Here is a 23748-nt window from a genome sequence, read left to right as displayed (position 1 = left end):
CGAGAATTGCAGCCGTAGAATCTGCTGCCCGCAGGGGCAGAGTGATGAGCGTTCGCCGTCGGGGTGGCCCCGTAGGGACTCTATGAGGCAGGACGCCGATTAGGAGCGTACATGGATGTACTTGCAGCGTGTCCCGGAGGGGCCACCCCGACGGCGGATGCGGTGCCTGTTGTACTAACCCCCGCTTCGCCGACGGTGCCAACCGAAGGATCAGAACAAATTTGAACACCGTCGCTAGTCTGAAAATCAGCACAGCGTTAAACTCCCCCCATGACCGAATTCGTACACCTCCGCGTCCACACCGAATACTCCCTCGTCGACGGCATCGTCCGCGTCAAGTCCCTGATCAACCGCACCGCCGAACTCGGCATGCCCGCCGTGGGCGTGACTGATGTGGCGAATTTTTACGCGCTGGTCAAAATCCACAAGGCCGCCTTCGGGGCCGGGATCAAGCCCGTATTCGGGGTCGACCTGAACCTCCTCGAGGACGAGGACGGCGAGCGCAAATCCACCGTCTGCCTGTTCGCCATGAACGACACGGGTTACCGCAACCTGACGGAGCTTATCTCCCAGGCCTACCTCGAGGGGCAGTACCTGGGGCGGCCTTACGTCACCCGGGAGTGGCTGACGGCGAAGGCCGAGGGCGTACTGGCCCTGTCCTGTGGTGCCGCGGGTGATGTCGGGCAGGCGATCCTGGGTGGCAAGCCGGAACTGGCGGAATCGCGCCTCAAATTCTGGATGGAGACCTATCCGGGGCGCTTCTACCTGGAACTGCACCGTACCGGCCGGGAGGGCGATGAGACCGCGCTGCACGGCGCGGTAGCGCTGTCAGAGACGTTCCAGTGCCCGGTGGTGGCCACCAACGACGTGCGCTTCATCGCGGCTGACGAATTCGAGGCCCACGAGGCGCGGGTCTGTATCGGCGAGGGCCGCCCCCTCGACGACCCCCGCCGGCCGCGCAACTACACCGAGCAGCAGTACCTGCGCTCGCCGGAGGAAATGGCGGAGCTGTTCGCCGACATTCCCGAGGCCCTGGCCAATAGCGTCGCCATCGCCCGGCGCTGCAGTGTCACCCTGGAACTGGGCAAGCCCTACCTGCCGGATTACCCGGTGCCGGAAGGCCTGACCATGGACGAGTTCTTCCGCCAGCTCTCCCACGAGGGCCTGGATGCGCGGTTGGCCGTGCTGTTCGATAGCGCTGCGGCCGATTTCCCGGAGAAGCAGAAGGCCTACCGCGAGCGGCTGGACTTCGAGCTCGAGACCATCATCCAGATGGGCTTCCCCGGCTACTTCCTGATCGTGATGGACTTTATCCGCTGGGCCAAGCAGCACGATATCCCGGTGGGGCCGGGGCGGGGCTCCGGTGCCGGCTCGCTGGTAGCCTACGCGCTGGAAATTACCGACCTCGACCCGCTGGAATACGACCTGCTGTTCGAGCGCTTCCTCAACCCCGAGCGGGTGTCGATGCCGGACTTCGACGTCGATTTCTGCATGGAGAAGCGCGACAAGGTGATCGAGTACGTGGCCGATACCTACGGTCGCGATGCGGTATCCCAGATCATCACCTTCGGCACCATGGCCGCCAAGGCGGTAGTGCGGGACGTAGCCCGTGCCCAGGGCAAGTCCTACGGGCTGGGTGACAAGCTGTCGAAGATGATCCCCTTCGAAGTGGGGATGACCCTGTCCAAGGCAATCGAGCAGGAGGAGGTGCTGCGGGACTTCCTGCAGGAGGATACCCAGGCCCAGGAAATCTGGGATATGGCAGTCCAGCTGGAAGGTATAACCCGTAACGTCGGCAAGCACGCCGGGGGCGTGGTGATTGCCCCCTCCAGGCTGACGGACTTTTCGCCCCTGTACTGTGACGAGACCGGCTCCGGCCTGGTGACCCAGTACGACAAGGGCGACGTGGAAGACGCCGGCCTGGTGAAGTTCGACTTCCTCGGCCTGCGCACCCTGACCATCATTCACTGGGCAGTGATGATGATCGACGAGGTGCGCGCTACCGCCGGTGAGGACCCGCTGGACATCATGCAGATCCCGCTGGACGACAAGCCCAGTTTCGACCTGCTGCAGTCCGCCGAGACCACCGCGGTGTTCCAGCTCGAATCCCGCGGTATGAAGGACCTGATCAAGCGCCTGCAGCCGGACTGCTTCGAGGACATCGTGGCCCTGGTGGCCCTGTTCCGCCCTGGCCCTCTGCAGTCGGGCATGGTGGACAACTTCATCAACCGCAAGCATGGCCGCGAGGCCATTTCCTACCCGGATTCCCAGTACCAGCACGAGTGGCTGCAGCCCATACTGCAGCCCACCTACGGCATCATCCTGTACCAGGAACAGGTGATGCAGATTGCCCAGGAGCTGGCCGGCTACACCCTCGGCGGCGCCGACATGCTGCGCCGGGCCATGGGCAAGAAGAAGCCCGAGGAGATGGCCAAGCAGCGCAGCATCTTCGAGGACGGCGCCAAGTCCAAGGGCGTCGATGGCGAGCTGGCGATGAAGATCTTCGACCTGGTGGAGAAGTTCGCCGGTTACGGTTTCAACAAGTCGCACTCGGCGGCCTATGCGCTGGTGTCCTACCAGACGGCCTGGCTCAAGGCCCACTATCCGGCTCCCTTCATGGCCGCGGTGATGAGCTCGGAACTGGATAACACTGACAAAATCGTCCTGTTCTACGAAGAGTGCAACCGCATGGGCCTCACGGTGAAGCTGCCCGACGTCAACGTCGGCCAGTACATGTTCACCGTGAACCCGGAACAGGAAGTGATTTACGGGCTCGGTGCCATCAAGGGCCTGGGCGAGGGCCCCATCCGCAATATTCTGGCGGCCCGGGAAGAGGGTGGTCCCTTTGTCGACCTGTTCGATTTCTGCGCCCGTACCGACCCTCGCAAGGCCAACCGCAAGGCAATCGAGGCGCTGATCAATGCCGGCGCCTTCGACTCCCTCGGCGTGGAGCGCTGGGTACTGATCGACAGCGTGGACGACGCCCTGAAAGCGGCGGAACAGAGCGCCAGCAACCGCGACAGCGGCATGACCGACCTGTTTGGCGAGGTCGTGCCGGCGCCGGGTGAGGCGGGGGAAGACGTCTACGCCAAGTTCCGCGCAGCACGGCCCTGGTCCGGCAAGGAGCGGCTGGGACGCGAGAAGGAAGCCCTCGGCCTGTTCTTCAGTGGCCACCCGATCGACGACTACGAATCCGAGGTGCGCAAATTTGCCCCGACCCGGATTGCCGATGTCCGCGGCGACAAGCAGGGCAGCCAGGTACTGGCGGGCCTGATCGTCGCTATCCGCACCATGAAGACCCGGCGCGGCGACACCATGGCGGTGTTGCAACTGGACGATCGCTCTGCGCGGATCGAGGTGACGGTGTACGCCGACACCTATAACGAGTACCGCGACCTGCTGGTGAAAGACAATATCGTGATTGCCGAGGGCAGTGTGGCCCACGACGATTATTCCGGTGGCCTGGCCATGCGCGCCAAGGCGGTCCGCAGCCTCGAGCAGGCCCGCGAGAACTACGCGTCTTCGCTCACCATCGAGCTCAGCCAGGAGATGGTCGACGAGGGCCTCACCGAGTGGCTGGAGCGCACCCTGAGCCAGGCCGGTGGTGGCAGTTGTCCGGTTTCCCTGCTGTACTGCCAACCGCGCAATCGCGCCCGGGTACGCTTTGGAGAGCGCTGGCAGGTGGTGCCCTCGGATGACCTGTTACAAACCCTGCGCGAACGTGTGGGTAACGAGAAGGTGGCGCTGGAATATGCCTGATCGCCTCCGAGTTGGCGGATGAGCCAATGGTTGCGGCCGTTGGCCGCGGCCCTGTGTTGCAGCCTGCTCGCCTCCTGTCAGTACGGTCGACCGCCTCCCTGTCCCGTGCCCGGTCCGGGCGATCTCGCGCCCAGTGCAGGCTGCCTGCTGCTGTCGGCAGACGGCATGCTGGTGGTCGAAAACTGGAAGGGCAAGCTGAGTCCGCCCGGTGGGCTGACCAACCAGGGCGAGTCAGCCCAGTGTGCCGCCCACCGGGAAACCTGGGAGGAGAGCGGGCTCGATGTTATCCCGGGAGAACTGCTCGCGACCTTCGACACCGGCTTCAATCTCTACCGCTGCGCCATGGCGCCCGGCGCCGGAGAACTGGCGCCCCACGCCATGACCGAAGTGCGGCGCGCCTACTGGCTGCCACTGTCGGACTTTGGCGCGGCACGCTGGCGCTACGAGGGCCAGGGTGAGCAATTACAGGCGCTGATTCAATCCTCTGAACCAGCGCAGGTTTCTCGCTGACTCTCCCCCCTTTGGGTGGTGTCGTCCGGCACCGGCGCTGGCAGTCTCTGTGTCGGTATCAACAACATAAGAGACAAGGAGCACGCCAATGCTGTTGCAAGACAAGGTCGTTATCGTTTCGGGAATTGGTCCGGGGCTGGGTCAGGAACTCTCTACGCTTGCGGCGAAGGAGGGAGCTGCCGCAGTGGTGCTGGCAGCGCGTACTGAAGCCAAGCTCAATGTGGCCGAGCAGGAAATCCGGGACCTGGGCCTCGACACCAAAGTCCTGAAAGTGCCGACGGACATCGCCGACCCCGAGCAGTGCCGCCACCTGGCAGCGCAGACGGAGGAGGCCTTCGGTCGCATCGATGTACTGTTCAACAGCGCCTACGACCCCGGCAGTTTTGAGCCGATTGCCGAGGCTGATCTCGACGGCTGGCGCCGCAGCATGGAGGTGAATTTCTTCGGTACCATGCAACTCACCCAGGCCTGCATACCCGCCATGCGCAAGGCCGGTGGCGGCAGCGTCGTCATGATCGCCACCATGGTGGAGCATAAACCGCTGGCCACCCAGGGTGGCTACGGCAGCACCAAGTCCGCCCTGCGCAGCGCCACCAAGCACCTTGCGCTGGAACTGGGCAAAGACAATATTCGCGTCAACAGCGCCCACATGGGCTGGATGTGGGGGCCGTCGGTGGAAGGGTATTTTGACTGGCAGGTAGCCGAGACCGGGCGCGATCGCGACGAGATGATCGCCGAGGTGTGTCGCAACATCCCCCTCGGCAGTATTCCGGATGATGCCGACTGCGCCAAGGCTGCGATTTTCCTCGCTTCGGACTACGCCGCCGCGGTGACAGGCGCCGCCCTGGACGTGAACGGCGGCGAGTACATGCCGGTCTGAATCAGCGACCGGTTGCGTTGACCCTGTAACCGGGGCACCGGACAATGGGCCTATTTGCGCGAGCAGTGCCGGTGGCCTCCGACTACCAGATATCCGATGCCATGAACGAACTGCTGCTGGCCCTCTCCCGGGGGCCGGTGGCTGACCCGCCGTGGGAGGAATTCCTGCGTCTGCTGGGCCGGGCCCTGGGGGCAGATTTTGTCACCCTGATCCTGCGTGCGCCGCGGGAGGGGGACGCCGGCGTGGTGATCAACTCGGTGGTCCTGTCTTCGGAAGTTTTCGAGTCCTACAACGAGAGTTATTTCGCCATCGATCCCTTCGTTAACCTGCCCGCGGGGGAGGTGTACACCATCGACGAGTTCATGGCGCCCCAGGAGTATTACGCCTCCGAGTACTACCGGCAGTACGTCAAGGGCACCGGGGTGCGCCACCTGATGGGGGCTGATCTCGGTGACGATTTGGGCAACAGTGCGCGCCTGCGCTTTGCCCGGGTCGAGGGCAAGCCCAACTTTGGCGCCGGGGAGCGCAGCCTGTGTCGCTGCCTGTTGCCCCACATCCAGCAGACCATCCGCCTGCAGGCCCGTATCGCCAGGGTGGAGAGCGAGCGCTCCCTGTTTGCCAACGCGGTGGACCGGATGGCGGTGGCGGCGATCATCCTCGACCAGAGCGCCCGTATTCGCCACAGCAACCGGGCCGCCGAGCGCCTGCTGGGAGAGGGGCACTGGATGCAATCCGAACAGGGCAAGCTGCGCCTGGCCAACCGTGCCGACAACCAGGCTTTTCGCACCTGTCTGGAGGAGGTGATGGAAGCACACCTGCGCGGTGAACCCGCGTTTATCCGCGCCCTGCGCCTGTCGGGTCCAGAGTCGCCTGGGGCCGGAGTGCTGATGCGCCCGCTGCCACTGGTGGCGGCACCGGATGGCAGTCGCAATCCCTCGGTGGCGCTGTTCATCTCCGATCCCTCCCAGCCCCGTGAGGCGCCCCACGAGGTGCTCATGACCCTGTTCGGTTTCACCCGCGCCGAGGCCAACCTCGCCCTGTTACTGGCCAACGGGGCAACCCTGGACGAGGCCTGCGAGCAGTTGGGCATATCCCGCAATACCGGCAAGTCACACCTCAGCGCGGTATTCTCGAAAACCGGGGTGACACGGCAGACCCGTCTGGTACAGTTGATCCTGCGAAGTGTCGCCCACATGGGCGAATAGCAGGACCCACAAGGAGCAATGCCGTGTCTAATATCAATAATATCGAGGCAGCCGTTTTTCGCCGTTTGCTGGAACATCTCGACAGCCGCAAGGATGTCCAGAATATCGACCTGATGGAACTCGCAGGCTTCTGCCGCAATTGCCTGGCCAAGTGGTATATGGCCGCGGCAGAGGACGAAGGCATGGAAGTGGACTACGACGCCGCACGCGAACGGGTCTACGGTATGCCCTATGAGGAGTGGAAGGCGAAGTACCAGAAGTAATCGCCTGCTACGGGGCCCCGGTGGCCCCGTAAAATCCCTTTACTGAACGCCCCTGGCTGCTTTGCTGCCCTTGCCGGACCAGCGTGCCCGCAGGCGGGCAAACGCGTGCGAGCAGTCCTCGCCGATCAGGTAGAGGGCCGGCACCATCATCAGGGTAACAAACAGCGCGAATAACACGCCAAAGGCCAGTGACAGTACGGCCGGCTTGAGAAACTGGGCGTCGGTCGAGCGCTCCGCCATGATCGGGATCAGGCCGATAAAGGTGGTCAGGGTGGTGAGCAGAATGGGGCGGAAGCGTTGCACGCCCGCCTCGATCACGGCTGTCACGGCATCCCGGCCCTGTTTGCGCAGGCAGCCGATGTAGTCCACCAGCACCAGGTTGTCGTTGACCACCACGCCCGCCGCAGCGCCGATGCCAAAGTAGGAAAAAAGTGCCAGCGGCATGTTGAACAGCAGGTGGCCGAAAATGGCGCCCATAAAGCCAAAGGGAATGGCGGTCATGATCAGTAGCGGCAGGGCATAGGAGCGGAACGCCACGGCAATCAGGGTGTACATGGCGAAGGCGGCCACCAGGTAGAGAGCGACAATCTGATTGAAGAAATCCTGCTCGGTTTCCTGCTGGCCACCCTTGAGAATGGTCAGGCCGGGATAGCGTTCCTGCAGGTCGGGCAGGAAGCTGTCCTGTACATCGCTGTTAATATCGCTGACCAGTTCTGGCACCGCATCAGCGGATACCTGCAGGGTGCGCTTGCCGTCGCGTCGCTCGATGCGCTGGACGCCACTGGCAATTTCCACATCGACGACTGACAACAGCGGCAGCTCGCGTCCGTCTCCGGTGCGTACGCGAAAGTGGTCCAGCGAGGCAAGGCTGTCGCGCAAGGCCCGGGGATACTTCAGCATGACGCGAACATCGCCATTCTCCCGGGGCAGGCGCTGGACCTCTTCACCGTAGTAGGCCTGGCGAACCTGTTGCGACACCTGGGCCAGGTTGATCCCGAGTTTCTCCGCCCCTGGGCGCAGTTGCAGGTGCAGTTCGTCCGACTCACCCCGCAGGCTGTCGCGAATGTAGTAGGCGCCATCGTAACTGTGCAACTGGGCCTGCAGTTCGCTGCTGGCCGCACGCAGGATTGCCATATCGCGGTGTTGCAGCAGGTAGGTTAGCGCAGGCCCCTGGTCGTTCAGGGTATAGCTGACGGAGATGGCATCGGCATCGGCGACATCGCCCACCAGTTCTTGCAGGCGCTCGGCTATTTCTCTGGCGGACTGGTCGCGCTCGGTCGGTGGCGCCAGCCGGACCAGCGCAATGACACTGTCGCGGCGGGAACGCGTGTACCAGCCCCGCACCACTGAGTCACCGCCAGTGGCGCCGGCATCAACTTCCTCGACCAGCTTGCGCTCTGCATTCTGCAAGTGCCGCAGCACTTCCAGCGAGCGGGAAAAGGGCGAGCCGGAGGGCATCTCGACGTTGATGTAGATCTGGTCACCCTCAACTTCCGGGAAAAAGGTGAATTTCACCCATCCGGCAGTAAACAGCCCCATGCTGATAGTGAACAGGGCGATAAAGCCGGCAGTGGTCAGGTAGCGTCGCCGGGTGGCCCAGCCCACCAGGGCCCGGTAGCGGGTATCGGCAAACCGCACGATACCTTCTTCCAGTGCTTTCTGGCGCGCGCGCCAGCCGGTGAGGTGCTCGCGGTGTTCCAGGTGCCGCAGGTGGGCGGGGAGAATCAGGAAGGCTTCGATCAGGGAGATGGAAAGGGCGGCAGTAATCACGATGGAAAACTGCTTGGTCATATGACCGCCTTCGACATCCAGGAAGAACCAGGGGGCGAAGGCAATCATGGTGGTCAGCACTGCGAAAATGACTGGCTTGGAGACCGCACTGGCGCCGGCCACCGCGGACTCCGGTCCGCCCCCACTGAGGTGGGCCTGCTGGTGGATACTCTCGCCAACCACGATCGCGTCATCCACCACAATGCCCAGTACCAGCAGGAAGGCAAAGGTGGACATAACGTTGAGCGATACATCGTTGCCGGGCAGCAGGGCGAAGGTGCCCAGGAAGGCGATGGCGATGCCTACCGTGACCCACAGAGCAACTTTCGGGCGCAGCGACAGGATGAGTACAGCGAATACCAGTGCCAACCCCATGTAGGCCGACTTACCGATGGTGCCCATGCGGCTATTGTAGATATCCGCGGAATCAAACCACAGAGACAGTTGAACCCCCCTCGGCAGGCTTGGGCGGACCGATTCCATCCAGCCCCTGACGGCTTCCGAAGCCTTGACGATCTGCATGTTGTCGGTCGACATGGCCTGCAGAAGAATCGCAGGCTCGCCGTCCATGGTGGCCAGTATCTCGTTTTCCTCGAAGCCATCGATGACCCGGGCGACATCACCCAGGGTCACGGTTGCCCCGGCTTCCGTCTGGCGGATCACGATCCGTTCGAAATCTTCCTGGTTGTCCGCCAGGTTACGGGCCCTTAAACGGATGTCCCCGGTGGCGGTGCGCACCTGGCCGGAAGACAGGTTGACCGAGCTGCCGCGGATAGCGTTTGCTACCTCGTCGAAGCTGAGTCCGTAACGCCGCATGGAGCTTTCCGAAAGCTCTACCGTCACTTCTTCCTGACGCGCGCCAAACAGCTCCACCAGTGACACGTAGGGCAACTGGGCCATTTCGTCGCGCAGGTCCTCAGCGAGGCGGGTGAGCTGGCGTTCGCCCACATCCCCGTGTACTGCGACCCGGATCATCTCCTGGCGCATCTCAGTGCGCTTGATCCTCGGCGGTTCGATGTCCCGGGGCAGGCCGATCACGGCGTCCACCCGGTTCTTCACGTCATTGAGAAAATCGTTGATGTCGACATAGGTGTAGGTGGCAACGTCGAGCCGGCCGTAGCCCTCGGTCGCAGTGGCATTGACCCGCTTGACGTTATCGAGGTCCTTGAGCGACTCCTCTATTCGCTGGATGACCTGCTCTTCCACTTCCTGGGGCGCCGCGCCGGGCCAGGTCACTTCCACCTGTACCTGGTTGATCACGAACTGGGGAAAGGCTTCCCGCTCCATGGCCAGGAATCCCAGATAGCCCGACAGCAGGATGCCCACCATCAGCAGGTTGGCCGCCACCGGATTGTAGATCCACCAACGAATAAGGCGTTCCATGGTTACCCCCAGCGATCCCGAGCGCTCAGTGGTTGGTTGCGAGTGCGGTTGCGTCGTCGTCGATGCCGACGATCGCCATGCCCTGGATCGGATTGCGAATGGCAGAGATCACGATCTTCTCGCCACCCTCCAGGCCTTCGCGAATCACTGCCTGTTCGGCATTGCGCTGCAGTACATTGACCTGGCGGATATCCAGGGTGCCGTCGCTGGCGATCAGGTAGACCGTATCGCCGGCCCGCAGGCCGGCGGCGGGAATGACGGTGGCGTCGCTGAGCCGGCGGCCGGTGATGGTCGCCTCGACGAACAGGCCCACTGCCAACGGCATGCCCTTGTCGGACACATTTTCGTCGTAGGGGGAGTGAACCTCTGCGAGACCGTACAGGGTCCGGCTGCCCGGATCGATGGCGGCATCGAGTCGGGTGAGCCGGCCCCGCCACTGCTGTGGCTCACCGGCTACCCGGGCGCTGAAGGTGACCGGCAGGCCAGAGCCCGCCGGCGCGGAGTAGCCGATCGGCAGGTCGAGGGATGCCAGTTGGGCGTCTGCCAGGGGTAGGCGTATTTCAACCACATCGGTGGCAAAGGCGTGGCCGATGACGGTGCCAGCGCTCACGAATTGCCCCCGGTCCGCCCGGGTGCTGGTGAAACGACCGTTGAAGGGGAGGCTGATGCGGGTCCGCTCCAGGTTGAGCCGGGCCTGCTCGAGGCTGGCCTCGGCCGCCGCGAGGCGCGCCCGGGCCTGGGCCACCTGGGGCTTTTTCAGGGCCAGGGCCGAAGCATCGGGTTCATTGCGCAACTGCTTGCGCGCCACGTCGGCGTCGGCCAGGGCCTGTTCCAGGCCTACCTGGGCTTCGGCGACGCCGGCCTCCGCCTCATGTGTGGCCAGGCGGTAGTCGACGTCCTCGATGCGCAGAAGGGTCTCACCGGCGGAGATAAGCCCGCCCTCGGTGAACTCGGGAGAGACCTCGATGATGCGGCCACTGACCTGGCTGACGATGTCCAGCTCGGTGCGTGGACGCACTTCGCCCTGGGTGCTGACCTCCAGGGTCAGCGGTCGCCGCTCCGCGGTGGCGGTGTACACGCTCACGGGGCGCGCCTTTTCCGAGGACTTTTCCGGTTCCGGTTTGGTGGCGTGGAGCACCATGAAAATTCCGATACCACCACCGACGACCAGCAGCGGTGCAAAGAAGCGCACGAGTTTTTTTGCCATCACCTGTTCCGTTTGCTGGCTTCACGCCCTGGTGAACTGCACGGGATATTCCCGGCCCTGGCGTGATGCCTGTTTATTCTCTGTATGAGACGAATTGTGCCAGTTTTCCCTCAGCCTGGCTGTAACCGGTTTGCCTCGCCCCCAAAGCTACTCTTACGGGGTATTGCCGAACCTGGATCCATTGGCAATAGTCGGGAAAGCGGAAACATTTACTTCACGCCAGATCAGGGGGAACTATGGCGCATTGCAGGCAGTTCACAGCAAAATTCCGAAAAACCGTATCCTGGCCCACGCTCGTGGCGGGTTTCGCCCTGGCGCTGCCGCTGGGGGCACAGTCAGCCGACCAACTGCTCTACAACGGCCGCATCTATACCCAGGATGCCGACCAGCCCTGGGCCCAAGCGCTGGTGATAGACGGCGACACCCTGAGCTATGTGGGGGACACCGAGGGCGCCCTGGCGCTGGTGGATGCCGGGACCGAGCGCGTGGACCTGCAGGGCAAGCTGGTGCTGCCGGGCTTTATCGACACCCATATTCACGTGGGCGATACCTTCCCCTGGGTGTTCTCCGTCTCACTGGGGCCGGAAATGGCGCCGGACGAAGTGCTGGCGGCGGTGGCAGATTACGCCCGCGAGCACCCCGACCAGAATCCGCTGATCGGCTATGGTTTCCTCGGCGCTGCCTTTGGCGACCAGGGGCCCACCGCGGCCATGTTGGATGAGGTGGTGCCGGATCGGCCGGTGATGCTGTTCGACGAGGGCTTTCACACTGCCTGGATCAACAGCGCGGCCATGAGGGCAGTGGGGCTGGACGCAGACACTCCCGACCCGGTCCCCGGACGGCACTACTACAAGCGCTACCCGGATGGCAGCCCCACCGGCTGGCTGATCGAAGGCGGCAGCTTCAACTGGATCAGCGAAAAGCTCGGGGTGGTGAATGCCGCCAGTCTTGCCAGGGGAGCCGATGCCTTCCTCAAGACCATGTCTTCCATGGGGATTACTGCCGCGTTTGATGCCGGTATGGTGGATGGAGGCGAAGCCACCTTTGCCCTGATGGAGAGCCTGGTGGAAGAAGACCGGCTGCCGGTGCGGGTGGTGGGTTCGCTGTATACCAACACCGATGCCAAGCTCGACAGCGCCCTGCCCACACTGACGGAGCTCAACGAGCGTTTTCACTCGGAATTTTTTGACCTGCGCATGCTGAAAGTCTCCCTGGATGGCACGGTGGAGGCGAAGACGGCCTACCTGCTGGAGCCTTACCTCGAGCCGGCCGGCCACCGCGGTGATTCGCTGGTATCGCTGGACAAGGCCGAATCGGTCATCCTGGCCGCGGCGCGCAAGGGTATCGACCTGCACCTGCATACGCTGGGCGATGCCGCGGTGCGTATGGGGCTGGATATCGCCGAACAGGTGCGCACCGAGCTGCCCGACTCCGGCGTTCGCATTACCCTGTGTCACCTGCAGATTGTCGATCCCGCCGATGTGCCCCGCTTCGGTGAGCTGGACGTTATTGCCCAGTCCACGCCCAGCTGGTATGTGTACGACGATGTGGCCGAGGAGTTTCTGGGGGCGAAACGGCTGGAAGAATTCTATCCGCTGAATTCGATGGCTGCCGCAGGCGCCCGGATTACCCTGGGCACTGATTATCCGGCGAGCTGGATCGGCCTCGATGGACTCAACCCCCTGTTCAATATCGAAATGGCGATGACGCGACAGCCGGCGGGTGATCCCGACTTCAAGGTGCAGCCGCCGCTGGCGGAGCGCATCAGCCTGGAGCAGGCCATACGCGGCTATACGCTGGACGCCGCCTATCAGTTGCGACTGGAAGACCAGGTGGGTTCACTGGAGGTGGGCAAACAGGCGGACCTGGTGGTACTGAGCGACAACCTGTTCGAGATAGACACCTACGCCATCCACGATGCGAAGGTGGTGATGACGGTGGTGGATGGAAGAGTGGTCTATGCCTCGCAGGGACAGCTGCAGGTGGGAGCTGCGGTGGACTGATGTAGCACCGTCTTGATTACATCAGGGGGTGGTCCTTTAGCGGTTGCTTTTCACCGACGCCTGCGCGATGAATGCCGTAGCTGGCTTCGAAATCTTTTGCGCTCAGCGGCCGGTCGAGAAAGTAGCCCTGGACCACATCGCACCCCAGTTCCTTGAGGCGCTCGAACACGGGCTCGGTTTCCACACCTTCGGCGACCACTTTGAGGGAGAAGTTGTGGGCGAGATCGATGATGGCCTTGACGATGGCGTGGTCCTTGCCGCACTCGAGCATGTTGTGGACAAAGCTGCCGTCGATCTTGATTTCATCCACGGGCAGGTCGCGAAAGTACGACAGGGATGAATAGCCGGTGCCAAAGTCATCCAGCGAAACCTGAACGCCAATCAGCCGCAGGCGTCCCAATTGCCCCAGCATGGTCTCCGTGTCCCCCACCATGATGCGCTCGGTGACCTCCAGCATGAGGCGCTTCGGCGTCACCCCGTAAATATCGAGCGCATCGCCCACCACGGCGACAATCTGGTCATCCAGCAGCAGTGTGGGGGCAATATTGACCGCGATACTGAGATCTTCCGGCCAGCGAGCCAGGCGGGCGATCGCCGACTTGATGGCCCACCAGGTCAGCGGACGAATAATCTCGTTTGCCTCTGCGACGGGTATGAATTCAGCCGGTGAAATGAAGGCGCCATCAGCCGTCTGCCAGCGCATCAAGGCCTCGGCGCCCGCCAGGGAGCGGTAGACGGTGTTCAGTTTTGGTTGGTAGAAAAGCTGTAACTCACCGCGTTGCAGCGCAATCTCCAGGGTTTCCAGCAGGGTGCGTTGATTGTCGGCTAGGCTCTCGGCCACCGGCGTATACAGGCGGACGTTCGTGCTGTTGGCGCGAGCCTCGCGCAATGCGAGGTTGGCCTGGCGCAGGGCTTCCTCGGATTCGCTGCGGGAATCTTCGGTGCTGGTGAAACCGGCGCGAAACCCCAGTTGTATCGGCCGGCCGAAATGCACGTAGGGCTCCTTGAACAGGCGCTCAAGTTTGATGGTGGCCAGGTCCAGCTCACCTCTGGAGCGGATGCCGTGCAGCACCACCATGACCCGGTTATCACCCAGTTCACGGGACTCGTCACGGGACCGCAACCACTGTTGCAGGCGCTGGCAGAAAATGCGCTGGAAGTCTTCCCGGGCCAGGCGGCCGTGGCGGTCGAGGAGCATGTCACCGTCGGCCAGTTCGATCACACCCACCATGGAGTGATCTGCGGAAATCATATGAAGTACTCCTCGCTGTCCACGCCGTAGCTGCCGGGCGGCAGTTCGCGAACAATCCAGCGCTCGGTGTCGCGAGGCTGATCCGCGAGGTCGATGATCTCTATTCTGTCGAGGCGCTGGTGGTTGGTGTCCAGTACCGCCACTACTTCCGGTTTGAGCCGGCGGGATTCGTTCTGCCGGGTGACGATGCCCACTTCACCGCTGCTCAATTCCACCAGCGTGCCAGTGGGAAACAGGCCGATGGCCTGGATAAACTGCTCGACCAGGGCTTCCTGGAACGTTACCCCCTTGGCCTCGATCAGTTCCTGTACCGCGGCATGGGAAGTGCGAGCGGGCGCCCAGGGGCGGGGCTTGATCATGGCGTCATAGGTGTCCACCAACCCGGCAATCCGGGCCAGCAGGGGAATGGCCGCTCCGTCGACACCCCGCGGATAACCCGAGCCGTCCATGCGTTCGTGGTGGTTTTCCACGATGGCCAGCGCTTCAAAGCCGATCTTTTTGGTTTCCGACAACAGGTCACTGCCCATCGCAGGGTGGGCGCGAACAATGCGGCGCTGGGATTCGTCCAGGGGTGTCTGCTGTTGCAGCAAATTGGAGGGTAGCTGGGTCATGCCGACATCGCACAGGGCACAGCCGAGGGCGAGGGTCTCCAGGTCGTCCCTCAGCAGGCCGATCTGGCGACCGAGGATTGCCGCCCAGACTGCCATCGACACACCGTGTTCAAAGCGATAGTCGCCGCTGGCTTTCAGGCGGAGCAGGGCGGCGGTTGCCTCCTGGTTGCGGAAGAGGGTTTCGATCAGGGGATTGATGGAGTCCTGCACCGACTGAATATCGGATTCCCGGCCGGCTCGCAGGGAGTCGAACACGCTGTCGAGGGTGGTGGCTGCGTTGTCGAAGCAGGCTCTCGCTGCCTGCATATCGGCCTTGAGTTCCAGGCGTTCACGCGCAGGCTGGTGGGTAGGTTCGAGTTTCAGGGAGAGGAATTCCCGGGCGCCTTTGTGCTCAGCGTCCACGTAGACGTGCTCCACGTATTGAGATACGTAGAGGATTTCTTCATTATCCCTCACCACGAATCCCTGTAACGCGAAAGGGGTGTCCAGCCAGGGGCGGTCGAGCTCCGCAATAAACATCCCCGGTTGCAGATTCATGGCGGGAAGCTTTACCAGGCGCATCCCGAACTCCGAAAAATGGCGCAACTTATAGCACGCTACCCAGAAACGCCGGGCAAGGTCGATGGAAATGTGTCGGAACTGTGACAAGGTTCCGTTTCTGGGGGGCAGAATAAACGACGAGCGCCTACCCGGTCAGGGCGTCGAGGTGCATATCTGTTTCAGGCTGCCGCGGCGGCCCTAACCGCAGGTCATAGAGAAGAAGGGCCCGGCAATGTCCCGGACCCTTCCTGATGCGGTCCGCTCATGAGCGGACCTTGGATGAAGTGGCTGCTCAGGCAGCCTGGTCGGCGCTGCCCGCGTCGTGTTCCAGCGCACCGTTGCCGATGCTGATCTTGCGGGGCTTCATGGCCTCGGGGATTTCCTTCACCAGGGCAATCGTCAGCAGTCCGTTCTCCAGCTTCGCGCCAGTGACCTCGACGTGCTCCGCCAGGTTGAACTTGCGTTCGAAGGCGCGGTTGGCAATACCGCGGTGCAGGTAGCGGCGCTCGCCTTCGTCCTGCTTGCGGCCGCTCACGGTGAGTACACCGCCTTCGACGTGGATATCCAGGTCACCTTCGCTGAAGCCGGCCACGGCCAGGGTAATGGCGTAGCGCGCGTCATCCAGTGACTCGATGTTGTAAGGAGGGTAACCGCTGCCTGCGGCATCGCTGCGGAATGCGGCGTCCAGCAGGTTGGCCATACGGTCGAAGCCCACGCTATTACGGTACAGGGGGGTAAAGTCGATAGTGTTCATCACATATTCTCCTGAAGAAGCAACACGTTCGTTGATGTTTGCCCTATGGCGCTCTGTGTAAGACACGCCCGGTGCACTACCAGATCTGGGGCTTGCGCCGTTGTTTTCAAGGGGGCCAGGTGAATCTCGGCAAAGGCGGAAAAAATGTGCCAAAGTGACAGTTAACGTGCTGACCCGGAAGCTGTACTGGAGGTTTTGATGTTTGTGGCCCTGATCCTGTTCATTGCCGTGGTGACGGCACTGCTGTACTACCGCGTGTCCCTGTTTGCGGGTTCGGTGGCGCTGCTGGCCGCCACGTTTGTGCTCAGCCTGTTTGCCGGGAGCATGTGGTGGCTGTTCTGGCTGGTGCTCGCTGGGGTGGCGGTACTCAATTACGGGCCCCTGCGGTTAACGTTGTTGACACGGCCCGTCTACGGCATGTTGCAAAAGGCCATGCCGCCCATGAGCGATACCGAACGCGAGGCGCTCGAGGCTGGCACGACCTGGTGGGAGAAGGATCTGTTCTCAGGCCATCCGGACTGGGCAAGATTCCAGGCGATTCAACCGCCCACTCTCAGCGAAGCCGAGCAGTCCTTCCTCGATAACGAGGTGGAAACCCTCTGTGCAATGATCGACGAATGGGAGGTGTACCAGCAGCACGATCTCAACGAAGCCACCTGGGCCTACCTGAAAGAGCAGGGCTTTTTTGGACTCATTATCCCGGAGGAATTCGGTGGGCGCGATTTCAGCCCTTACGCCCAGAGCCGGATCATGAGCAAGATTGCCAGCCGCTCGATCACCGGTGCGGTCACCGCCATGGTGCCCAATTCCCTCGGGCCCGGTGAACTGCTGATGAAGTACGGCACCGAGGAGCAGAAGCAGCGCTGGCTGCCGGGCCTGGCAAAGGGCGAGGAAATTCCCTGCTTCGGCCTGACCGGACCCGAAGTGGGCTCCGACGCCGGCGCGATTCCCGATACCGGTGTGGTGTGCAGGGGGCAGTTCGAGGGCGAGGAGGTGGTCGGGCTGCGGCTCAACTTCCGCAAGCGCTGGATTACCCTGGCACCCATTGCCACCGTGGTCGGTCTCGCCTTCAAGCTGCGCGACCCCGACGGCCTGTTGGGCGACCCGGACAAAACCGACTACGGCATCACCTGTGCCCTGCTGCCGGCGGATACCGATGGCGTGCAGATCGGCACCCGGCACAATCCGGGCACACCGTTCATGAACGGGCCGATTATCGGTCGCGATGTCTTTATCCCCCTGGACTGGATCATTGGCGGCCCGGAGATGGCGGGCCGCGGCTGGCGCATGTTGATCGAGTGCCTGGGGGTGGGGCGCGGTATTTCCCTGCCGTCCCTGGCCACCGCGAGTGGCGAGATGAACTACCTGATGGTGGGCGCCTATTCCCGTATTCGGCGCCAGTTCAACATGGAGGTCGGCAAGTTCGAAGGGGTACAGGAGGCAACCGCCGACATCGCCGCTTCCGCGGTGACGCTCGAGGCGATGCGCGAGCTGGTCACCCGCGGCCTCCAGGATGGCGCACCTTCGGTGGTTACGGCCATGGCCAAGTACCATGCAACAGAGCTGATGCGGACCAGCGTCAACCACGGCATGGACGTGGTATCCGGGCGGGCGATCCAGATGGGGCCGCGCAATTTCATGGCCTTCGCCTATCGAGGGGTTCCAGTGGCCATTACCGTCGAGGGAGCCAATATCCTGACCCGCTCGCTGATGATTTTTGGCCAGGGCGCGATGCGCTGTCACCCCTATCTGTTCGATGAGATGCAGACCCTGCAGGAGGCCGGCAGCGAGGCGGGCCTGAGAGCCTTTGACGGGTTGCTGCTGCGCCACCTCGGGCATATCTTCAGTAATATCACCCGGCTCAAGCTGTTCGGCTTCACCGCCTCCCGCTTCAGCCCGGTGCCGGCGTCAGCAGACGATTTCAGCCGCCGCTGGTACCAACACCTGAATCACATGAGTGCCGCCCTGGCGGTATGCGCGGACATTGCCCTGGGGGTACTGGGTGGCGAGCTTAAGCGTCGCGAGATGCTCTCGGCCCGCCTCGGCGACGTCCACAGCCAGCTGTTCATCGCCTGCAGCCTCCTCAAGTTCCGTGAGCACGAGAAACGCAGCGAAGCGCTGGACTTGCATATCGACGTCGCCATGGCACTCGCGCTGTTCCGGGCACAGACGGCCCTGCTCGCCTATCTGGAGAATTTCCCTGTGCGCTTCCTGGGCGCTACGTTCCGCCTGGCCTGTTTCCCGCTGGGGCGGATTCACAAGGGGCCCAGTGACGAGCAATTGCGGCGTCTCGGCAACCTGATCATGGAACCCAACCCGGTGCGTGAGCTGCTGGCGAGCCGGATCTACCTGCCTCAGGATGCCGAAGACGCGGTCGGGCGGGTGGAGCGAACCTACCAGACCTTGCTCCAGGTGGACGACACCTGGCAGCGTTTTCTCAAGGCCTGGGGCAGGGGGGAAGTCAACGGGGAAGACATGGACTCCGCGCTGGCAGATGCCGTCTCCCGGGAAGTTATCAGTGAGGAGGCAGCGGCGGGTATCCGGCAGTACGATGCCATGCGCTTCGATTGCCTGCTCACGGATGATTTCGATTCACTCTGAGGCGGCGACTCCCCCGGCAGGCGAGATGCCTTCAGCACTATTAGCACTACCAGCAGGAGGCTGCGGGTGCATCTTCAGCCGTGTCAGGATCAGCGCGGCCACCACCAGCACGCCGCAGTAAAGCCAGAACGCGCCGTGGTAGTGGCCCGCCCGGTCAAACAGCCAGCCGGTGACCACAAATCCCGGCATGACCAGCAGGGTGATCAATGGGTTCATCAGGCCCATTACCCGGCCGTAGCTGGCAACCCCGAATATCACTGCCAGCAGGGCACCCCAGACCGGCAGCATGCCGCCGGCGGCGAGGCCGATACTGATACAGGCCAGCACCGAGAGTGGGTAGTTCGGTTCGGTCTGCAGTAGCAGCAGGCCCGCCAGTACCAGGCCGATGGCAAGCCACAGGCCCAGCCGCAGGCTGATGCGATCTGCCGCCATTCCGAACAGGATTTTACCCACCAGCCCCGATCCGGCAGTGACCGTCATCAGGGCCCCCGCCGCATCCAGGCTGATGCCGGTACCCTGTGCGTAGGGCACCAGGTTGGCCATCAGGGCGGAATACACGCTAAACATCAGCCCTACGGCCAGGCCGATACTCCAGTAGGCCGGGTGGCGGATGATGTCCTTGAGGCCGATGGCCGGGGGCGCGCTGCCTGCCGCGAGGTCCTGTTCGGTGCCGTCCGGGTGCAGGCCCAGGTCGCCGGGATAGCTGCGCATGACCAGCAGCATGACTGGCAGCAACATGACCAGGGCGACCAGGGCGAGGTTTTCCAGCGCCGCTCGCCAACCGTAATCCGCAATCCAGTTGCCCAGCACCACCGGCAGCACCACGCCGCCCACGGAGGTGCCTACAGCGGCGATCCCCAGCGCTTTGCCCCGGGCACGAGTGAACCAGCGCGAGATGGTTGTCGAGCCCACCAACGGGCCCAGCAGCAGGCTGGAGAAGCTGATGGATACCCCGAACAGGATGACGAACTGCCAGATACTTTGGCTGAGTGACATCCCGTAGAGTCCGCCGGTAAAAATCAGTGTGCCTGCTGTCATCAGCGCCCGCACGGAAAAACGGTCAGCCATGGCGCCCAGGATGGGTGAAATGACCAGCCCGGCCAGGGTGGTGACGGTCATCGCCAGGTTGACCTGGGCCCGGGTGGCGCCGAAGGTCTCCTGCAGGGGCACCATGAAGGAGCCGAAGGAGTAGGTCATAAACCCGGTGACAAACAACTGGGCGAGAAATACGCCGCCGACAATGCGCCAGCCGTAGAACATGGGTAACTCCAATTATTCTTGTGTGAGGGCGCACTATAGCCCAGGGGCGCGGTGACACCGGTACAGTGCTGGCTGAAAATTAACCGTGGTTCAGAAATTCAAATTGTGTGGAAATCCCGGTTGAAAGTGGAGTCTGCCCTACCCATCGCCCTATACTGCCCAGCAAAAAGGCGCCTCTCACTTCGCGCCAGCAATCGGGGACAGGAACCACGCAATGTCAGTAAACAGGGGAACCGTGGCCGTGATCGGCCTGGGCTATGTCGGGCTGCCACTGGCGGTCGCACTGGGGCGAATGGGGCCCACCATCGGCTATGACACCGGACCCGGCCGGGTGGCCAGCCTGCAGGCGGGGCGCGACCCCAGTGGTGAAGTCGCCGCCGACTCCCTGGCCGCGGCCGGCCAACTCTCTTTCAGCGACCGGGCAGAGGACCTCGCCCCAGCCAGTGTCTATATCGTTGCCGTGCCCACCCCGATCGACGACGCCCACCAGCCCGACCTGTCCGCCCTGCGCGCCGCCTGCGAGGCGGTGGGTCCCGGGCTGGCTGCGGGGGACCTGGTTATCTTCGAGTCGACGGTGTACCCGGGGTGTACGGAGGAGGTGTGTGTGCCCCTGCTGGCAGCACTCTCCGGCTTGTCCTGGAACGAGCCCGGCGGCTTCCACGTGGGTTACTCTCCTGAGCGCATCAATCCCGGTGATGGCGAGCACAGCCTGCACAATGTGATCAAGGTGGTGGCGGGGGACTGTCCTGACACACTGGGGCGGATGGAGTCTCTCTACGGCGCTGTGGTCGAGGCCGGTTTGCACCGGGCCAGCAGCATCAAGGTGGCCGAGGCGGCGAAGGTGATCGAAAACACCCAGCGGGACCTCAACATTGCCCTCATGAATGAACTGGCGATGATCTTCCACCGGCTCGATATCGACACTCTCGAAGTACTGGAGGCGGCGGGCACCAAGTGGAACTTCCTGCCGTTCCGCCCAGGCCTGGTAGGGGGACACTGTATCGGGGTAGACCCCTATTACCTGACCTACAAGGCCCAGGCCGCGGGATTCCATCCCCAGGTGGTGCTTGGCGGGCGGCGCACAAACGACGGCATGGGCCGCTACATCGCCCAGCAGACCGTGAAACAACTGGCTCGCGCCGGCCACCCGGTCAGCGGTGCGCGAGTGGATATCCTCGGACTGGCGTTCAAGGAGAACTGCTCCGACCTGCGCAATACCCGGGTGGCGGATATTGTCGGCGAGTTACAGGAATTTGGCTGTGAGGTGCGGGTGCACGATCCGCTGGTCAGCCCGGAGGAGGCCCGGCGCGAATACGGCCTGACACTGTCGAGTTGGGAAGAACTGGGTGAGTCCAGCGCGGTCATTCTCGCCGTGCCCCACCGCGAGATCATGGCCCGCGGGCTCGAGGGCGTGCGCAGCCTGCTGGTTGGCGACGGCCTGGTGGTGGACGTGAAGTCGGTGTTGCCGCGAGAGGACGCCGCCGGGTTGCGGATCTGGCGGCTTTAGGAGTCCGACAGGCTCCTAGGGTCGCCAGCCCAGCCAGTTCTCCATGATCGACCAGCGCGGAGGTTTGTCTTCCGCGCCTTCCCCCAGAATCCAGTAATCGTAGTGGCGTTGCACCAGGCCGGAATTGTCGGCGAAGATGATCCACTCATTGATGACGTGGCGCAGGGCGGCATCGCCAATGGCCAGGCCGAAGGCAGAAGGCAGACGCACCGGGTTGGGCTGGGGGGCGATCACCGTGTAATCCGGGTAGAGCAGGCTCCAGGCCGAAGCGTTTTCCACCGGCATCAGGAAGGCGTCGATTTCCGGATCCGCGCCTTCAAAAAATGCCCCCCAGAATTCCATGACCCTGAATTCCACGTCGGCGCCGTCGAAATAATACTCCATGCTGCTGCGGATCTGGGTGGAGTCCAGCGGCACCCCGATGACGAGACCGCGGCTCTGGCGCAGGGACGCGACGTTGCGGAAGTCGTGGCGGCGGTGGTCCAGGGTGGCCAGGCCGACGGTGCCGGTAAAATAGGGGTCGCTGAGTTGTAGCTTGCTGAACCAGAAGGGCCGGTACCAGATACCCGGCATGATATCGATGACGCCGGATTTCAGCAGCTCGGGAATGGCCGGCCATTCCACCGGGACGAATTCCGCGCGCAGCCCCAGGGATTCGGCAAAGTCCTCGCTTAACTCAATATCGAAGCCCACCAGTTCACCGTGGCGGTTGAAGAAGCTCATGGGCAGGTTGTCGGGGGCAAAGCCAATACGCAGGGACCCGCGTTCCTGCATCCAGGCCAAACGGGAGGTGTCCGGTGGCGGCGGGTCGGCCTCCGGCAGCCCGGTATGGACGATGGTGTCGGCGTGCAGGGTGGACTTGTGCATGGACGTCAGCACCTTGTCCATGTTGTAGCTGGTATCCACTACCGCCCCCAGCAATAGCCCGGTGCCGATGACCGCGACAAACAGGCCGGCGAGCATGGCGAGACCGGCGCGCAGTATGCGCCCGGTTTCGAACACCAGGAATCCGCTCATCCCCGCGGCGGCGAGCAGGGCGAAGACGATCAGGTTGACGGCGGTGACCAGCGAATCGAATTTGCCGGTGAGGATGGTGGTGGGGATGTAGAGCTGGAACAGGTCCTGGGGCAGGCCGAACAGGTCGATCAGGAAGGGCAGGGCCATCTGGGCCTTGGCAAAATAACTGGGAATGCCCGCGGCCAGCAGGGTCGGGTAATCGCTGAAGGGCAGCGGTGCGCCGCTGAGCCAGGCGGCGAAGGGAATGAACAGCAGGGTGAGCAGCTTGCCCGCGTTGGGAAAGTTGAACATGACCGGAATCATCACTTCCGCCGCCGAATCGGAGGTCTCATCCAGCAGGCCGTGGCGCTCCAGCAGGTGCTTGCAGCGGTCGATAAGAATCGGCAGCACGATAAAGGCGCTGTTGGCGATAAAGGCCGTCAGCAGGGCTTCCTTGGCCACGCCGACCACCTCCCGGTAGCTGAAGGGGGTTACCGCAGTGACCAGCAGCGGCAGGATCAGGAAGGCCAGTACCAGGGCGGCGACGCCGAACACCACGAAATACACTTCCAGCCGCAGCCAGGCCTCCATGGTGATGGTGCCGGCAAGGACCGCCGCGAGTGCCATGACACCGACGGGGGTGAGGTCGATAACGAAATGGGTGACCCGAACGATGGCGGCATTCCAGATCCGCATCGGGTCCAGCAGCTTCTCCTTGTCCGGCAGGGTCATCAGGCCGATGCCGATCAGGCAGCTGAACAGCACGATCGCCGGCACCACATTGCCCGACAGGGAGGCGAAGGGGTTGTTGGTGAAATAGATATCGGTGAAGGAGAAGGGCTCCCGCTGTTCGACCAGCGCCTCGCTGTAGAAAGACGCAGTGGTGAACTCGGGGAAGGCCAGGGGAAACAGCATCAGCACCACTGCCGTGAGCAGCCAGATCACCAGCAGGATGCCGCCGCCGCGCAGGGCCAGCCGGCGAGCCTGGGACACCTCCAGCTGGCCAAAGGCGATCACCAGCGAGGTGATCAGGTAGGGGAGCACCGTCATCTGCATCAGGCGGATGTAGATATCCCCCACGGGCTGCAGGGCAGTGGCGCGCTCGCCGAAAAACGCGCCCAGCCCGATGCCCACGCCCAGGCCGACCAGAATGCGCGCGGAGAGACCCAGACTCCGCCACCGATTGTAGATTGCCCTCATTACCCCTCGATAGGGCGCAGCGGCCCGATTATGATTTGCTTCCCCGT

15 protein-coding genes are annotated in these 23748 nt (G+C 63.0%); 8 read left to right on the top strand and 7 right to left on the bottom strand.

Annotation, left to right across the window (positions count from 1 at the left end; all coding sequences use genetic code 11):
* The first annotated feature begins 270 nt into the window (after window positions 1-270).
* The 5 genes from dnaE to FV139_RS15235 all read left to right on the top strand — a co-directional run bounded on the left by dnaE (window position 271) and on the right by FV139_RS15235 (window position 6617).
* On the top strand, window positions 271-3759 hold the full coding sequence (gene dnaE / locus FV139_RS15255) for a DNA polymerase III subunit alpha (RefSeq protein WP_148069322.1): 3489 nt from the start codon (window positions 271-273) through the stop codon (window positions 3757-3759).
* Between the two features lie 18 nt (window positions 3760-3777).
* Window positions 3778-4269 carry an NUDIX hydrolase gene (locus tag FV139_RS15250; protein WP_148069321.1) on the top strand — a complete coding sequence of 164 codons (492 nt, stop codon included), beginning with the start codon at window positions 3778-3780 and terminating at the stop codon, window positions 4267-4269.
* An 88-nt stretch (window positions 4270-4357) separates the two neighbouring features.
* On the top strand, window positions 4358-5149 hold the full coding sequence (locus FV139_RS15245) for an SDR family oxidoreductase (protein ID WP_148069320.1): 792 nt from the start codon (window positions 4358-4360) through the stop codon (window positions 5147-5149).
* Between the two features lie 44 nt (window positions 5150-5193).
* Entirely contained in the window at window positions 5194-6354 is a 1161-nt protein-coding gene (locus FV139_RS15240) for a helix-turn-helix transcriptional regulator (protein WP_148069319.1), read from the top strand.
* 23 nt (window positions 6355-6377) lie between these two features.
* The gene (locus tag FV139_RS15235; protein WP_148069318.1) at window positions 6378-6617 is read left to right on the top strand and encodes a DUF1244 domain-containing protein; all 240 of its coding nucleotides are present in this window, start codon (window positions 6378-6380) and stop codon (window positions 6615-6617) included.
* 39 nt (window positions 6618-6656) lie between these two features.
* Here FV139_RS15235 and FV139_RS15230 read toward each other — a convergent pair whose 3' ends face one another.
* Window positions 6657-9770 carry an efflux RND transporter permease subunit gene (locus FV139_RS15230; protein WP_148069317.1) on the bottom strand — a complete coding sequence of 1038 codons (3114 nt, stop codon included), beginning with the start codon at window positions 9768-9770 and terminating at the stop codon, window positions 6657-6659.
* A 25-nt stretch (window positions 9771-9795) separates the two neighbouring features.
* Entirely contained in the window at window positions 9796-10977 is a 1182-nt protein-coding gene (locus FV139_RS15225) for an efflux RND transporter periplasmic adaptor subunit (RefSeq protein ID WP_148069316.1), read from the bottom strand.
* 296 nt (window positions 10978-11273) lie between these two features.
* Between FV139_RS15225 and FV139_RS15220 the strand changes: the two genes are divergently transcribed.
* A complete protein-coding gene (locus tag FV139_RS15220; protein ID WP_235898664.1) occupies window positions 11274-12980 on the top strand; it encodes an amidohydrolase in 1707 nt (568 codons plus the stop codon).
* A 16-nt stretch (window positions 12981-12996) separates the two neighbouring features.
* On the opposite strand, the gene FV139_RS15215 is transcribed toward FV139_RS15220, so the two are convergent.
* The 3 genes from FV139_RS15215 to FV139_RS15205 all read right to left on the bottom strand — a co-directional run bounded on the left by FV139_RS15215 (window position 12997) and on the right by FV139_RS15205 (window position 16137).
* Entirely contained in the window at window positions 12997-14232 is a 1236-nt protein-coding gene (locus FV139_RS15215) for a putative bifunctional diguanylate cyclase/phosphodiesterase (protein ID WP_148069314.1), read from the bottom strand.
* Window positions 14229-15404, bottom strand: a complete 1176-nt coding sequence (locus FV139_RS15210) for an HD-GYP domain-containing protein (RefSeq protein ID WP_148069313.1) — start codon at window positions 15402-15404, stop codon at window positions 14229-14231. The genes FV139_RS15215 and FV139_RS15210 overlap by 4 nt, the downstream gene beginning before the upstream one ends.
* A 271-nt stretch (window positions 15405-15675) precedes the next feature.
* Window positions 15676-16137: an Hsp20 family protein gene (locus tag FV139_RS15205; RefSeq protein ID WP_148069312.1), complete on the bottom strand. Its 462-nt coding sequence runs from the start codon at window positions 16135-16137 to the stop codon at window positions 15676-15678.
* A gap of 198 nt (window positions 16138-16335) precedes the next feature.
* On the opposite strand from FV139_RS15205, the gene FV139_RS15200 reads away from it, so the two are divergent.
* Window positions 16336-18738 (top strand): acyl-CoA dehydrogenase, encoded by a 2403-nt coding sequence (locus FV139_RS15200; RefSeq protein ID WP_187276573.1) that lies wholly within the window; start codon window positions 16336-16338, stop codon window positions 18736-18738.
* Here FV139_RS15200 and FV139_RS15195 read toward each other — a convergent pair.
* Window positions 18730-19998 (bottom strand): MFS transporter, encoded by a 1269-nt coding sequence (locus tag FV139_RS15195; RefSeq protein WP_148069310.1) that lies wholly within the window; start codon window positions 19996-19998, stop codon window positions 18730-18732. The two genes, FV139_RS15200 and FV139_RS15195, sit on opposite strands and share 9 nt — an antisense overlap.
* A gap of 214 nt (window positions 19999-20212) precedes the next feature.
* Between FV139_RS15195 and FV139_RS15190 the strand changes: the two genes are divergently transcribed.
* Window positions 20213-21505, top strand: a complete 1293-nt coding sequence (locus FV139_RS15190) for a nucleotide sugar dehydrogenase (RefSeq protein ID WP_148069309.1) — start codon at window positions 20213-20215, stop codon at window positions 21503-21505.
* 15 nt (window positions 21506-21520) lie between these two features.
* On the opposite strand, the gene FV139_RS15185 is transcribed toward FV139_RS15190, so the two are convergent.
* The gene (locus FV139_RS15185; protein WP_148069308.1) at window positions 21521-23701 is read right to left on the bottom strand and encodes a cation:dicarboxylate symporter family transporter; all 2181 of its coding nucleotides are present in this window, start codon (window positions 23699-23701) and stop codon (window positions 21521-21523) included.
* Window positions 23702-23748: the final 47 nt, after the last annotated feature.

Source organism: Parahaliea maris (genome assembly GCF_008064665.1).
GTDB lineage: Bacteria > Pseudomonadota > Gammaproteobacteria > Pseudomonadales > Halieaceae > Parahaliea > Parahaliea maris.
The sequence above is the reverse complement of the archived record's forward strand: the minus strand, read 5'-3'. Positions and strand labels throughout refer to the sequence as shown.

Excerpts from the sequence above, each read along its gene's own strand:
- FV139_RS15250 (WP_148069321.1), top strand. The coding sequence starts at position 3,778 with ATGAGCCAATGGTTGCGGCCGTTGGCCGCGGCCCTGTGTTGCAGCCTG.
- FV139_RS15240 (WP_148069319.1), top strand. The coding sequence starts at position 5,194 with ATGGGCCTATTTGCGCGAGCAGTGCCGGTGGCCTCCGACTACCAGATA.
- FV139_RS15185 (WP_148069308.1), bottom strand. The coding sequence starts at position 23,701 with ATGAGGGCAATCTACAATCGGTGGCGGAGTCTGGGTCTCTCCGCGCGC.
- FV139_RS15225 (WP_148069316.1), bottom strand. The coding sequence starts at position 10,977 with ATGGCAAAAAAACTCGTGCGCTTCTTTGCACCGCTGCTGGTCGTCGGT.
- FV139_RS15200 (WP_187276573.1), top strand. The coding sequence starts at position 16,336 with ATGTTTGTGGCCCTGATCCTGTTCATTGCCGTGGTGACGGCACTGCTG.
- FV139_RS15230 (WP_148069317.1), bottom strand. The coding sequence starts at position 9,770 with ATGGAACGCCTTATTCGTTGGTGGATCTACAATCCGGTGGCGGCCAAC.
- FV139_RS15245 (WP_148069320.1), top strand. The coding sequence starts at position 4,358 with ATGCTGTTGCAAGACAAGGTCGTTATCGTTTCGGGAATTGGTCCGGGG.
- dnaE (WP_148069322.1), top strand. The coding sequence starts at position 271 with ATGACCGAATTCGTACACCTCCGCGTCCACACCGAATACTCCCTCGTC.
- FV139_RS15210 (WP_148069313.1), bottom strand. The coding sequence starts at position 15,404 with ATGCGCCTGGTAAAGCTTCCCGCCATGAATCTGCAACCGGGGATGTTT.
- FV139_RS15195 (WP_148069310.1), bottom strand. The coding sequence starts at position 19,998 with ATGTTCTACGGCTGGCGCATTGTCGGCGGCGTATTTCTCGCCCAGTTG.
- FV139_RS15190 (WP_148069309.1), top strand. The coding sequence starts at position 20,213 with ATGTCAGTAAACAGGGGAACCGTGGCCGTGATCGGCCTGGGCTATGTC.
- FV139_RS15205 (WP_148069312.1), bottom strand. The coding sequence starts at position 16,137 with ATGAACACTATCGACTTTACCCCCCTGTACCGTAATAGCGTGGGCTTC.
- FV139_RS15215 (WP_148069314.1), bottom strand. The coding sequence starts at position 14,232 with ATGATTTCCGCAGATCACTCCATGGTGGGTGTGATCGAACTGGCCGAC.